The organism is Bacillus sp. YH3-2-B2, assembly GCF_053663335.1.
This window is the reverse complement of the sequence record NZ_JBSJQE010000001.1, coordinates 449,157-462,720: the sequence shown is the minus strand read 5'-3', so window position 1 is coordinate 462,720 and position 13,564 is coordinate 449,157. Positions and strand designations below refer to the sequence as shown.

The following is a 13,564-nucleotide window of genomic DNA, read 5'->3' as shown; positions in this document are numbered from 1 at the left end:
AAAACGAACGGAAAGCGCGTCAATTCTTTTTTTAGACGGTTGATCGTTCAATAAGGCGGTAATCAAGAACTTTCCTTGCCGGAGGCCCGCCGCTGATCCGGTTCTCAAGCATGTGAAAAGCCTGCTTTCCCATTTCTTTTGTTTGTATATCTATTGTGGAAATACCTAACATCTTGCTGATATCATGATTGTCGATGCTCAAAATCGCAAGCTCTTCCGGGATGCGCGTCCCGTTTGCCTTGGCTTCAAGGTAAAGACCTGCGGATACTTGATCATTCGCCGCAAACAGCGCAGTCGGTTTGTCATCCCAGCTCTTCCATCTATGAAAAAGGGCTTTCCCGTCAAGCAGCGTCAGCACCTTTTCCACAACCAGCTCTTCCCTGTAAGGCTGCCCGATCTTCTTCAGCGCCTCTTTGTATGCGGCGATGCGGACTTGACTGTTTTTTCCCTTTTTTCTGGCCAGGCTGATCGCTATTTTCCGGTGTCCCTTTTCGATCAGATAATCCAGACCGTGCCGAAATGCTTCCCGATGCGGATTACTGATGGAGGAAAGCCCCGCCGCATCAGTGTACTGGCAGAGGATGAGCGGTTCTTTCACGGTAAGCAGATGCTCATCAGGAATTGCTTTGGAGCAGATAATCAGGCCGTCCACTTGGCGCTCCTGTAATTGTGATAAAGCAAAACGTTCTTTTTGCTGCTGATAATCTGTCTGGTATAAAGAAAGATGCACGCCTGACGCTTCGGCAGCCTCGGCAATACCTGCAACAAGGTCTGCAAAATACGGAAGATTCACCGACGGAAGCACAACGCCGATCATATCGGAAAAACCTTTGGATAAATGCACAGCATGAATGTTGCGCGTGTATCCGAGCGATTGCATCGCTTTTTTCACTCTTTTTCTTTTGTCCTTACTTACATAAGGATGATCATTTAAAACTCTTGATACCGTTGTAACGGAAACCCCGGCAGCGCCGGCAATGTCTCTGATCGTAGCCATGGCGTCCCCTTTCTTTTTTTCCCTTGATCTGGAATGCGTTTCATACAGTAAGCTAGAAACAGATACATCCTATTCGTTTGAAAGGAGAAGAACAGCGATGGGGATTCTTTGCTTAATCGGTTTGTGTCTGGCCATACTCGGCGGCAGTTACCTTGCCCTGCGGCCCCTGAATGAAAAGCATGACATCAAACCATTTCAGCATTTTGATGATTTTTTCATTTAAAAGGTGATAAAAAAGGACGCTGCGTTCCAGAACCGTCCTTTTTTATCACAAAGCTTTCTATTTCAGAATCGTTAATTCTTTCGGATACTGCGTTAATGCTTCGGCGCCGTCTTTTGTGACAAACACATCGTCTTCTATGCGCACGCCGCCGACATCCGGTACGTAAATCCCCGGTTCTATCGTGTACACCATGCCTTCTTTGAGGAGTGTGTCGTTCGCGCTGCTCATTGATGGATATTCGTGAACCGAAATCCCGAGTCCGTGGCCGAGGCGGTGCGGGAAATAGTCTCCGTATCCGGCTTTTTCAATAATGCCGCGGGCTTTTAAATCAAGATCGCCGATTCTGACGCCGGGTTTGCTTAATTGAAGCGCCGCCTGTTCAGCTTTAAGCACCGTTTCGTAAATCTCTTCCTGTTTCGGGCTGATTGATTGGTATGCGAATGTTCTCGTAATGTCTGAACAGTAGCCGTCAAGAATAACGCCCAGATCAAACAGAACAAAATCGCCTTTTTTCAACCGGTCTGCACCCGGATTCCCATGGGGCTGGCCTGATTTTTCCCCGAACAGCACCATCGTTGAAAATGACATGCCCTGCACACCTTTTTTCTTCAGCTCAAACTCAATCTGTGCGAGTACTTCGGTTTCACTCACACCCTCTTTAAGCGCCGCGACACCGACTTCAACTCCGTAATCCGCGAGTTTTGCCGCTTCCCTGAGAATGCTGATTTCCTTCTCATCTTTCACGAGACGGAATTGGTTGAGCGTTTCTTCTGCCGAAACAAATACAGCGCCCCCAGAAGCTTGTTTGAGCTGTTCTGAGCGGGAAAGAGAGATCGAATCCTTTTCAACCGCGATGGAATCAAGCCGCACATTTCGTTTTGTGAGCTCGGCTTTGATCAGCTCCCACGGATCTTCGTGATCGCCGTAGCCGATAATACCATGCTCCCATCCGGCGCTTCGGGCTTGTCCGGCTTCCATTCCCGGACAAACGAAAAACGGCTCCTGTTCCTGAAACAGGAACAATCCCATTAACCGCTCATGCGGATCCGTGTAAAAATCAGTTAAATAAAATACGTTTTCCTTTGTATGTATAAACGCCGCATCATGTCCTTCTTTTTTCAGCCAAGATGAAACACGTTCTAATCTGTTCATTTTTTGCTTTTCCTCCTTACCAAAGTGACTCTTTATTCATTCTATCAGTTTTCCGGCGTTTATGCTGTGAACGAACATTAAAAAAACAGCCGCCCGTGTGCGGCTGTCATGTTTATTTTAATAATCTCAGTCCGTTCAGTATGACCAGAATCGTGCTCCCCTCATGCCCGATTACGCCAAACGGCAGTTCCATCACCTGCAGAAAGTTAGCGCAGATCAAAAGGCAGATGACCGAGAGCGAGAAAACAATATTCTGCTTAATAATCCGGTTCATTTTCCTTGAGAGTCTGCACATTTTCACAAGCTTGTGAAGATCATTTTTCATAAGGACTAAGTCAGCCGTTTCAAGAGCCACGTCCGTTCCCCCGCCCATCGCAATACCGACGTCAGCGGTTTTCAGAGCGGGCGCGTCATTAATGCCGTCTCCGACCATGGCGATTGTGCCGTACGTTTCTTTCAGCTTCTTCACTTCTTTTGCCTTTTGGTCCGGCAGACAATCGGCAACAACCGTCGTCATGCCCGCCTCTTTCGCGATGGCAGCCGCAGTTTCAGACTGATCGCCGGTGAGCATGGCTGTTTGAATGCCCAGTGATTCAAGCTCAGCCATCACGGCTTTGGCTTCAGGGCGGATTTGATCCTTTAAGGCGAAGCAGCCTGCAATCCGGTCATCTTTTTTAACAAAGACCAGTGTAAAGCCTTTATCCTTTAATTCTTTTCCCGATGTCTGCAAAAAAGCATCTGCCGCATGTTCGCCTGCAAATCCCGCTTTTCCGACCATCCATTTGACGCCTTCTATTTCAGCCTGAACGCCGAATCCCGACGTCTCGTCAATCGATAGATGGCCTGCGGGCGCGGCGCCCCGGCTTTCGGCAAATTCAGCTATCGCTTTTGCAAGCGGGTGGCTTGATTGCTTTTCTATCGCATACACCGCCTGCATGATCTCATCTTCACTCACATGTTCCGCTGCTTGAAATGCCGCGACTGCCGGCTGTCCCTTTGTGACCGTGCCGGTTTTGTCAAATGCGATCATCCGTACGCTTCCCAGCTGCTCTAAAAACACACTTCCTTTAACCAATAATCCGTTGCGGGCCCCATTTGAGATAAGGGAAAGCGCAGCGGGCATAATAGAAGCGACAAGCGCGCACGGGGAGGCGACCACCATAAACACCATCGCCCGGTAAAAGGTTTCACTCCAGCTCCAGCCTAAAGCGAAATGAGGAACGAATAAAAGCAAAGCCACGGCTAACAGCACGCCTTTGACATAGACACTTTCGAATCGCTCAATAAATGCCTGAGCCGGTGACACGCTGTTTTGGGCTGATTCCACCAGCCGGATGATTTTTCTGAATAAAGACTGTTCATTTGTTTTCGTCACACGGACCGTTAAGGAGCCGTTTCCGTTTACCGTTCCTGTAAACACAGAATCTCCTGCTGTTTTTTCCGCCGGCATCGCTTCACCCGTCAGCGCCGATTCATCGAGGCTCGTCACGCCAGACTCAATGATCCCGTCTGCCGCTACGCGTTCGCCCGGCTTAATGACGATCATGTCACCGATCTTAAGTTCAGCAGCCGGCACCCGCTTTTCCCGTCCGTCCGCAAGCAGGGTCGCTTCCTCCGGTTCCAGTTTCATCAAAGATGTTAAATCACGGCTGCTTTTATTCATCGTATATGTTTCGAGCGCGCCGCTTAACGAAAAAATAAAGATAAGAACAGCGCCTTCCGCCCAATAACCGATCAGGGCGGAGCCGACAGCCGCAAAAATCATCAGCAGTTCCACATTTAACGCCTTCGTCTCAATGGTATCCTCAATTCCCTCTTTCGCTTTTGCAAATCCCCCGATCAGGAAGGCAAGGATATACAAAGTGACGGACAGGCCTTTTGTTTCGGTAAAAAACCAGGCCGCAAGAATAAGGACGCCGGATACGAGCGCCGCAATGAGTTCTGCATGCTGGAGCCACTTTTTTCCGGCCCGCTCTTCTTGTATCTGCTGTTGTGAATGGGTTTGTGTCATCACTTGTTCATTCATTATGAATTCTCCTTTCTAATTGAGAACGCAAATCATCTTCAATTCCCCGATAAAAGTAAAACAGCCGCCTGACAGGCAGCATTTTCACAGTGTTATCGCAGTGTTTTCTTTATTATAGCATGCCGGCGGAAGATTTCAATTATAATTGTTTTAATTTCTTTTTGATAATAATTATCATTAGCGTTTCTTCAGCTGTTCATTATATGCAAAAAAAGGCGCGGGAGGAATTCCTCCCGCGCCTTTTTAATTCTCTGACCATTCTTTTAATTGTGAGGCGGTCATCGGACCGACGATCTTTTTTTCGATTTCTCCTTTTTCATTCAGCAGAAATGACGTGGGAATCGTCATGACATCGTATTCCTTCATAAGCTCGCCTTTCGTGTCAAGAACAATCGGGAATGTGAGATGGTGCTGAGTGACAAAGTTTTGAACGGTATTTTTATTTCGCTCGGCATTCATCAAATTTACCGTTACAAGGCTTACATCATCAGACTGATGCTGTTCAAAATAGGTTTGGAATTGCGGCAGTTCTTTTTTGCACGGCGGACACCACGATGTCCAAAAATGTAAAATCGTTTTCTGCCCTTTATTCGGAATCGATATTTCGTCTCCTTCAATCGTCTTCATCAGAAACACGGCGGGAACTGCCTGTTTTTCTGATGAGGCTTTTGCTTCAGGCATCCAGACGGCGGCAGCTATCAAAAGGACTGCACATACAATTAGGCGGGTTTTATGCATATGATCTTCCTTTCACGCGTTTCGGATAGCTTGCCCTTCCTTATTGAAATGTATCAGCCTTTTCAGCTTTCGATCCGGGGCGCTGTTCTTCCGCCGCCCGTCAAAAACACGGAGACACCGAGGTCTTTGCAGATCGTCGCGTAATGTAAACTTGTCAGAAGAATCATGCCGGTATTCATACCGAGTATAATGCCGAGCATTTGCAATTCCGGCATAGAACCGAGCACATACATCATCGAAAGCCCTACAATGCTGCTCCATACGTTATGATAAAACGCCGTTTTCACGTGGCCGATGCCGATCAGACAGGCTTGAAGCGGCATCACAAACAGATGAAAAAGAAAAAACGGCCACAAAAGCTGCAAATAATACTGCGCTTCCGGAGACTGAAAAAACAAATGGGTCAGCGGGCCTGCGAACTGAAACATGACCCAGACCGCCGGAATGCCGTAGCCGAATGTAATAAAAATCGCTTGTCTCAGCCGTTTCAGCACAATATCATATTGGGACAGCGCATATGCTTCTGAAATGCTGGGAATCATGACGACCATCAGCGAATGGGCGATAAATGCGGGAAACGAACCGATTGTCATCGCTACACCGGCAAGCATGCCGTATTGATCAATCGCGGCGGTCCCGGCTGCCCCGGACGCCAGCAGCGCTCCTTTAACCAAGAAGGGTTCAACTGCGTTTGTCACCGCATGAAATATACGAAGTCCCGTTGTCGGGATGGATACGGCCAGGAGGCGTTTCCGCACGTCTTTCCCGCGAAGATGAATGTGCTGATGGCCGGAAAGCGCCCTCCGCGCCAAAATAAACTGCGTATACAAGTAAACGAACACCACAACATCGCTTGCGACCAGCACAAATAACGAAATGAGCACGGCCATATCAATTTCAAAAGAGTACCATTGAAAAAAGATAAACAGACAAAGCACTTGAATGATTTTTTTCAAGACATTCGCAACCGCGATTTTTCCCATTTGCTGCACACCCATAAAATAACCTCTGGCGATGGATGTAAAAGCGACGACTGGAATCAGCCCGATGACAATCCCTTTAATAAAGGGGTGATACGTATCGAATACAGGAATGAACGGCAGCGCGATGCTTGCGGCCGCGGTTGAAAACGCGGTAAAAACGGCGGTCATTCTGAAGGCATGCCGGAGCATGCTTTCATGCAGCTTCTGATTGGATTCCGCGATGAATTTTGAAATAGAGATCGGAAGCTCCAGACTGGCGATCACGATAATTAAAAAGATGGTGGGCAGAATGCTCATGTAAAGCCCCATCCCATGCTCGCCAAGCTCCCGCGCCAGTATCATATTCACGACAAATTCCAGACATTCCGCGAAAAAGGCGGCGATGGATAAAAGAATGATCCCTTTCACAAATCGATTCATGGTGTCTCTCCTTGTCTCTCGTTCTTCCATCATCATATGAGACAAGTTCTGAAAATATTTTCGATTTCTCAAAATTGAAAAAAGCATAGCGGGGATATTTTTGATCCCGCTATGCTTACATCGCAAATACGTGTCTGCCGATCCGTTCGATAATTTTTCGGGAACGGATCCAGTGATCAGATGCCGTTTTCGGATTGTAGAAAAACAACGCGTTCGTTTCTCTGCCCGGATGGTCAAGCGCCTCATTTGCAGCGGCGATGGAATCCTTATCCGGCTTTTGATTAATGCTTCCGTTTGCTACCGGTTCAAATGCATTCCTTTGATAGATCACGCCCCGAATAGTATCCGGGAAACCGTTTTTTTCAGTGCGGTTCAGCACTACGCTGGCTACGGCAACCTTCCCTTTATAAGATTCACCTTTCGCTTCTGCGTGAACGAGACGTGACAGGAGTTGTCTGTCAGCGCGGGAATACGTTTTTTTCGGCGGCTGATAAGCCGTCTCTTCCGGTTTTGCTTTCATCTCTTGGTGAGATGAAAGCTTTATCGGTTGGATAGAATGCTTATGATCCGTTTTTGAAAGCTTCGGAACCGGGCTTTTTTTATTTAAATCAGCAACCAGGGTGCTGGGTTCTTGCTTTGGCTTCTTCGCAAAAGTAAACAGAGCTTCTGTATGTTCAATTTTTGATGCAGGCATAAAACATAGAAAAAAGACAGCCAAGGCAGCAAATTTTGTCGTCATACGATTTCCTCCTTAAATACTTCACTACCTTAACAAGAGCTGTGCGCAAATTCACGTTTAAAGATTTTCCAGTGCTCCCAATCAGCTTTTATAATGGAAGAAGTTTGTTAACATCCTTGTTATTGGCAGGAAAACAGCCGTCATTTTCACAACATTAACCAAATAGCAGTAAAAGTATCCATCGGAGGGATTTTACATTTTGTTTACATCTGTTACAGCCAGATGAAATGAGAAACTGAAACCAAAAAAAGACTCCTCATGGGCGAGGAGCCGTCAGCTTCTTGGCTGTTCTAAATACTGGAAGATAACATCTCCGCCCTGCTGGGCAATACCGCGGAAATGCTTAAAATCTTCCTGCTTCGACAAAACCGCTCGAAATGCAAGAAAATGTTCTTTCTGCACCCTGAATTCTTTGATTTCACCGGTGCGCATTTGGTTGATACGTTCTGAAATTTCCTCAGGCAGCAACGAATACAGCCTCCTTTTCTCGGCTTTTTCCCGAAAAACAATATACCATCTTTCCCCCGCCGGGACAATGATTGAGCGGGCTGATACCCATATCGCTTTACTTCTTAAAGAAAATACTGCAAAATATTTTCAAACAGGATTTATGATAAAGGAGAGGAAGCTCGTGAAAATTGCTAAGGTTGGAAACGTCATTGAATTTAAAAACGGATTAACCGGTATTGTTGAAAAAGTAAATGAAAACTCCGTCATCGTTGATGTAACCATCATGGATAATTATCGTGACCTTGAATTAGATTCCCTCACTGTCGTCAACCATAAGAATTATAAAATCATCAGAGACTCCTATTAAACCCCCCGAACAATCCGAACCATTTACATATCCCGCACAAAAGCTGCCGCCCGGCAGCTTTTTCAAATGAATTCAGATCTCAGTCATTTCCACAAAAAAATCACCGGTCTCATCTTTATTGTAAAGATTTGTGACGGATGTATAGCAGTTGGTTATTTTACCGCGGAATTCAAGCCCACGCTCGGGCGCCTTGATGTCAAATGTTTTTTCGTACAAAAGGACGGCAATATCATGATACGTTTCAGAGGTCACCTTCAATACGAATGAAATCATACGGCCGTTTTTACCCGCACTTTCTTTACAATCATACATTTTCAGCCTTACACCGTTTAACTCTAACGGCTCCATAACGAACACTCCTTCTTTTTACAGGACATGCTACCATGCTGGCCATTCCTTTACAATTGATCCGCTCCGAATAAGAAAAAACAGCTCAGGCCTTTACAAACATACGTTCCCTATTTTATAATGAAACAGACGAGCTGCCATCCAGCACCCGTCACGTATTGAAGCGGCGAGTACACTCCCCCCGGGTTTACTCGTCTTTTTCTTTTCTCCAAATGATCTCTCTTTTCCTTATAGAAGTTCTGTGCGAATATCATGCACCTTTTTGGCTGCGTGGCAGAGACGAAAAATACCCCCCTCTCTAATTACATTAGTTGTAAGGTCAGAAATTTTGTCTTTACCAGCGTTTTCAATAAAAATAATCATATCTTCTAAATAGCTAAGCAATCCTTGTTCTATAACTTTACTAGAAGCAAGGTTATTGAATATTTCAGCTGCTTCATCGGTTCCAACCCCTCTTCCTCATGGGCTAGACGTAGACACACCAAGACATGTTTCATTTGGTTCACTTAGATTTACAAATAGATTCCTTGCTTCTTGCTTTCTTCCTACTCTATACAAGTCAAGAATATAATGAAAAAAACTTTGTTTAGTTCTGTGAGCATCAACCGACCAAGAATCAGTTCTTAAAGATAAAAAGTATGGATCTAAAAATAAAGGTAGTCTACTTCAATATCTATATCTACAAAGTCTAACTGACTTTGATCTTTTTCTAAGTTAAATATTTCACTTATTCTCAATTGCAGAACCTCCAATTCACTTTTATAGTGAATTTTATTTTTTCATTATTATTCATTTATATCTACTCAATAGAGTAAGAAGCAGCCAGTGAAGGTAATGTTCTTCCGTGAATTAGCAAACCTTCGCTCTCAAAGACTACTAATTCAAATTCTCCGTTTTGTTTACTATGTCTAACTTCACCAACAGCACAAAATATTACATTAGTATTCTCTGTTGCAAACCGACTTATATAATGAAATAAACCTTCATATTGAGGAACCGAAGCAAAGAAAGCTTCTTCAAACTTAATATTTACGAATATACCGTTCTTATAAACCCTTACTTGAGCACTTTTCTTTCCTGTTTCAACACTTTTAACTATTCCAGTTACTGTTCTCGTATGACCTAAATCTGTTTCTCTTAATGCATCCGCATTCCTTTTATACAGTCTGCCATTAACCCTGTTTGAATCTTCTGTCTTTTTAGCAGGATCAGTTACTATTCTGATGGCTGGCTGCTCTACGTTAGCAGTAACTTTCCGACGTTGCTTTCTGCTTTGTCGTTTTTGTCTATCTGATTCTCTTCTTCTTACTCTTTCTTCCTCACTTAATATAGCCAATTCAAAAGCTTCTCTTACTGACTTTCTCATTTGATCAGTTGAAACACTTCCATTTTGAACACCCGATTGTCTAACGCCAATCCTTCCATCTTCTTTTTCAAAGAAATGAATACAAGATTGTGAATGTGGACTTTCTCTCCATGTTCTGAAATGGCTCCTTTTTCCAGGTCTGTTTACATAAGATAATTTCGCCTTACAACTAGTTGTAGTACAAAACAATTTCCCTCTGTACTTTTTCAAATAGTCTTCCATATTTATATCATCTAGATTGATCAATACTTTTTCCTTTCCGTTATTGTATATAGCTTCATAGATGCTGACCACGTTTTCCCACCCCTCTTTCTAAAAATTCACAAACTCTATTTAAGAAACAACTTTATTTGATATTTTTTCGTCTACATCTATAATTATACATAATTCCCATAAAATCATCAATATTATGTCCTATACACCCATAAGTCCATAAATTTTTCATTGTGGATTTTAAAACTTAAAACATAAAAGCACCTATTTCGGTGCTTTTAAAAAGTCAATTATCTAGTTACTTAACTATAATGAGGGCTGTCAGTAGGGCAAGTCTTTCTTTAAAGAAGTCTTTGGGTAATAGAGTCTAGTATAAGTACTTAACTAATTCAGTCAGTTTTTCTTCACATTTTTCAAACCTTCTTATGCCCACTTTATCATTATACTCGATATAAATCAGCATATAAGCTAGATATGGATTTATCATATTTAAAATCATTACCTGTTATTATGTCTATTTAATCAAACTCAAGTCCTTATAATTTGTGAACTCATACGATTTGATCTAAAACGAATAGTTTTGTAAATTTTAAAAGTCGTTTGTCCTCAATATGCTCGAAATACTGTTCTTCTTTAAGCAGTAGCTTCTTTCTCAACATATGATTGTGTAGGTAAGCATACGAGTGCCATTTAAATATTCCTTCATTAATGAAATGTTACTTTTATAGTCATGCTTGGTAAGAAGAATATTACCTCCCTGTTACTACCACCAAAATAAGTTATTACATCCTTTTCAAAGTTGACTTCGCGCCGAACCCCCTACAACTCTATTGTAACAAAGTTTTTTGTTGCTTCTTTTTCAATCATTCTCGTTGCTAAATCATCAAGCTAAAACACTTATTTTTCTTCCAAAAATCAAACTAACACGTTTAAAATTCACCTTTCATTTTGACGAGTATAGAGCAATTCGTGATAACACACCGTTAATAGTTTAGGTTGCTACTTTTAAATTATATTTAATTCATTAAACAAAAGAGGTACTTTCAAATGAAAGTACCTCTTTTTCGTATAACGTTGTGGTAACACCGCTCTATTTTCAACTTTAATATACATTTTCTGAAAAAAGCTTTTTTTCTGGTCATATTTTATCCAGTTTTTGCGTAACCTTACTATCTTTCTCTACCCTTAACGGTTGTCAATCGTCTCCGGATACATATCATGATTCATCATCCGATGTTCGGCCATTTTTTCATATTTTGTTCCCGGTCTGCCGTAGTTTGTATACGGGTCAATGGAGATTCCGCCTCTTGGCGTGAATTTGCCCCATACTTCAATGTAGCGGGGGTCCATTAATTCGATCAAATCATTCATGATGATGTTCATGCAGTCCTCGTGGAAATCTCCGTGGTTGCGGAAGCTGAAAAGATACAGCTTCAGCGATTTGCTTTCCACCATTTTTTCGTCCGGAATATAGCTGATGTAGATGGTTGCAAAATCCGGCTGTCCCGTTTTCGGGCAAAGCGACGTAAATTCCGGGCAGTTGAATTTAACGAAATAATCACGGTTCACGTGTTTATTCGGAAATGATTCCAAAACCTCCGGCGCATATTCAAATAAATAGTTTGTCCCTTGATTACCCAGGAGCGTAACTCCTTCTAATTCTGATTCTTTTCTTGTCATATAAATCTCCCTTTCTATTAAACTCCCCGTTTATTGCCCCAAAGCAATGTATGCAGCTGAGGCAGGACTCTGACGAGATTCAGATCCGAATCGGCAGAAACCTTATCAACGAGTGTTTCGTATTTTCCGAGCAGATGTGCGATCAATGCCCGGTCGTCCGTCGTATGGACGTTATCGTTTCCGACCTGAAGGTAAAACGGAATATTCGGATACCGCTTGTGCACGGTTTTCGCGAATTGCAGATCTTCATCATTAAAAATGACGACCTTTAAGCTGACCGCGTTAAGCCTTTCTGCCGCATCAAGCGAAGACACAATGTGATCGAGCTTTGCAAAATCGGTTGTCATCCCCGAACTTGGCGGCTTCGGTGAAATCGTCAGGTCGTTAATCATTGTGAACCAATCCTGATAGACCGTTCCCTGCGTTTCTAAAGCGGCGCGCACCCCGTGCTCTTTCAGCAGCAAAATCAGCGCGTCAAGCTGCTTTAACAGCGCCGGGTTTCCTCCTGAGATGGTGACATGGGAAAAGGCGTCTCCGCCGATTTCTCTCAGCTCGCGGTAAATGTCTTCCGCCGTCATCCAGCGGATATCTTTTTTGGCTGAGCCGTCCCATGTAAAAGCGGAGTCGCACCAGCTGCAGGAGTAGTCGCAGCCCGCCGTGCGGACGAACATGGTTTTCTGGCCGATAACCATGCCCTCCCCTTGTATCGTCGGTCCGAAAATTTCTAATACCGGAATTCCTTTAGCCATTCCTATCACCTTTTTTCGGGCGGTATACGCAATAGCTTGTCGGGGTTTCCCTGACAAAAACCTGCACGCAGACCGGCTGATTCTCCAGTGTTTCGAGGTAGGACTGCACCTTATCATAAATCGTTTTGGCCACGACCTCGGTCGTCGGCAGTGAATATCTGTCATCTTCAGAAAATTCCTCATGGTCATTCAGCAATGTATGGTCATAAGCGCCGTGCACCAATTTCTTCAGCACGCTGAAATTCACGAGAAAGCCTGAATCATCCAGTTCATCCCCCGCAACTGTAATATTTACCGTATACGTGTGCCCGTGGACTCTGCTGCACGCTCCGGCGCTTTCGCGGGGAATAAAGTGCGCGGCTGAAATGTGCATGTCCTTATTCAACTCAAACGAATAAGGATGCTGAACCTGCGGGTAAATTTGAGAAAGCAATTAGTTCCGCTCTCCTTTCATTTTCATATATTCATCATATCCTTTATTGCGGAGCAGGCATGCCGGGCATTCGCCGCATCCGTCCGCAATGATGCCGTTATAGCAAGTCAGTGTATTATTCTTTACAAAATCAAGCGCGCCGAGCTCATCCGCAAGTTTCCACGTTTCTGCTTTGTTCAGCCACATAAGCGGCGTATGAATGACGAACGGCTTTTCCATCGCCAAATTGACGGTGACATTGCAGGATTTGACAAACTCGTCACGGCAGTCCGGGTAGCCGCTGAAATCAGTCTCGCAAACACCGGTGATAATGTGGCGCGCGCCGATTTGATATGCAAGAATCGATGCAAAGGATAAAAATACAAGGTTGCGTCCCGGCACAAAGGTTGTCGGCAATTCCCCGTCCTTCGCTTCAATTTCGATATCATCTCTTGTCAGCGCATTCGGCGCAAGCTGATTTAAAAGAGACATATCAAGCAAGTGGTTTTTGACACCGAGCTTTTCGGCAATCGATTTTGCCACATCGATTTCTTCTTGGTGACGCTGATTATAATGGAATGTAACAGTTTCCACTTCTTCAAAGTTTTGTAAAGCCCATAATAAACAAGTCGTGCTGTCTTGGCCTCCGCTGAACACCACAACCGCTTTTTCTTTTTTCATGTCTTTCTCTCCCTTATCTA

15 protein-coding genes are annotated in these 13,564 nt (G+C 44.0%); 2 read left to right on the top strand and 13 right to left on the bottom strand.

What is annotated here, in order from left to right; translation table 11 throughout:
* Positions 1-31: 31 nt before the first annotated feature.
* Positions 32-997 (bottom strand): LacI family DNA-binding transcriptional regulator, encoded by a 966-nt coding sequence (locus tag ACWJJX_RS02540; protein ID WP_070081733.1) that lies wholly within the window; start codon positions 995-997, stop codon positions 32-34.
* A 97-nt stretch (positions 998-1,094) separates the two neighbouring features.
* Between ACWJJX_RS02540 and ACWJJX_RS02535 the strand changes: the two genes are divergently transcribed.
* Positions 1,095-1,220 (top strand): hypothetical protein, encoded by a 126-nt coding sequence (locus tag ACWJJX_RS02535; RefSeq protein ID WP_003154659.1) that lies wholly within the window; start codon positions 1,095-1,097, stop codon positions 1,218-1,220.
* A gap of 57 nt (positions 1,221-1,277) precedes the next feature.
* Here the strand turns inward: ACWJJX_RS02535 and ACWJJX_RS02530 are convergent, their stop codons facing one another.
* The 6 genes from ACWJJX_RS02530 to ACWJJX_RS02505 all read right to left on the bottom strand — a co-directional run bounded on the left by ACWJJX_RS02530 (position 1,278) and on the right by ACWJJX_RS02505 (position 7,746).
* Entirely contained in the window at positions 1,278-2,372 is a 1,095-nt protein-coding gene (locus ACWJJX_RS02530) for a M24 family metallopeptidase (protein WP_454022708.1), read from the bottom strand.
* Between the two features lie 112 nt (positions 2,373-2,484).
* A complete protein-coding gene (locus ACWJJX_RS02525) occupies positions 2,485-4,398 on the bottom strand; it encodes a heavy metal translocating P-type ATPase (RefSeq protein ID WP_167860093.1) in 1,914 nt (637 codons plus the stop codon).
* A gap of 243 nt (positions 4,399-4,641) precedes the next feature.
* Complete coding sequence (stoA, locus tag ACWJJX_RS02520) at positions 4,642-5,136, bottom strand: endospore biogenesis thiol-disulfide oxidoreductase StoA (RefSeq protein ID WP_039251632.1); 495 nt, start codon at positions 5,134-5,136, stop codon at positions 4,642-4,644.
* A gap of 62 nt (positions 5,137-5,198) precedes the next feature.
* The gene (locus ACWJJX_RS02515) at positions 5,199-6,539 is read right to left on the bottom strand and encodes a polysaccharide biosynthesis protein (RefSeq protein ID WP_070081730.1); all 1,341 of its coding nucleotides are present in this window, start codon (positions 6,537-6,539) and stop codon (positions 5,199-5,201) included.
* Between the two features lie 115 nt (positions 6,540-6,654).
* On the bottom strand, positions 6,655-7,278 hold the full coding sequence (locus tag ACWJJX_RS02510) for a cell wall hydrolase (RefSeq protein ID WP_070081729.1): 624 nt from the start codon (positions 7,276-7,278) through the stop codon (positions 6,655-6,657).
* Between the two features lie 273 nt (positions 7,279-7,551).
* Entirely contained in the window at positions 7,552-7,746 is a 195-nt protein-coding gene (locus ACWJJX_RS02505; protein WP_014304905.1) for a hypothetical protein, read from the bottom strand.
* Positions 7,747-7,909: 163 nt separating this feature from the next.
* On the opposite strand from ACWJJX_RS02505, the gene ACWJJX_RS02500 reads away from it, so the two are divergent.
* Entirely contained in the window at positions 7,910-8,095 is a 186-nt protein-coding gene (locus tag ACWJJX_RS02500) for a YkvS family protein (protein ID WP_003154669.1), read from the top strand.
* A 72-nt stretch (positions 8,096-8,167) separates the two neighbouring features.
* Here ACWJJX_RS02500 and ACWJJX_RS02495 read toward each other — a convergent pair whose 3' ends face one another.
* From ACWJJX_RS02495 to queC, 6 genes are all read right to left on the bottom strand, one after another.
* Complete coding sequence (locus tag ACWJJX_RS02495) at positions 8,168-8,443, bottom strand: DUF3219 family protein (RefSeq protein ID WP_146276654.1); 276 nt, start codon at positions 8,441-8,443, stop codon at positions 8,168-8,170.
* A gap of 799 nt (positions 8,444-9,242) precedes the next feature.
* Positions 9,243-10,103, bottom strand: a complete 861-nt coding sequence (locus ACWJJX_RS02490) for a competence protein CoiA family protein (protein ID WP_353574914.1) — start codon at positions 10,101-10,103, stop codon at positions 9,243-9,245.
* Positions 10,104-11,207: 1,104 nt separating this feature from the next.
* Positions 11,208-11,702 (bottom strand): preQ(1) synthase, encoded by a 495-nt coding sequence (gene queF, locus ACWJJX_RS02485; RefSeq protein ID WP_003154673.1) that lies wholly within the window; start codon positions 11,700-11,702, stop codon positions 11,208-11,210.
* 17 nt (positions 11,703-11,719) lie between these two features.
* Complete coding sequence (gene queE, locus ACWJJX_RS02480; RefSeq protein ID WP_003154676.1) at positions 11,720-12,451, bottom strand: 7-carboxy-7-deazaguanine synthase QueE; 732 nt, start codon at positions 12,449-12,451, stop codon at positions 11,720-11,722.
* Entirely contained in the window at positions 12,444-12,884 is a 441-nt protein-coding gene (queD, locus tag ACWJJX_RS02475) for a 6-carboxytetrahydropterin synthase QueD (RefSeq protein WP_025650398.1), read from the bottom strand. Before queD ends, queE begins: the two co-directional genes overlap by 8 nt.
* On the bottom strand, positions 12,885-13,544 hold the full coding sequence (gene queC / locus ACWJJX_RS02470; protein WP_003154679.1) for a 7-cyano-7-deazaguanine synthase QueC: 660 nt from the start codon (positions 13,542-13,544) through the stop codon (positions 12,885-12,887).
* Positions 13,545-13,564: the final 20 nt, after the last annotated feature.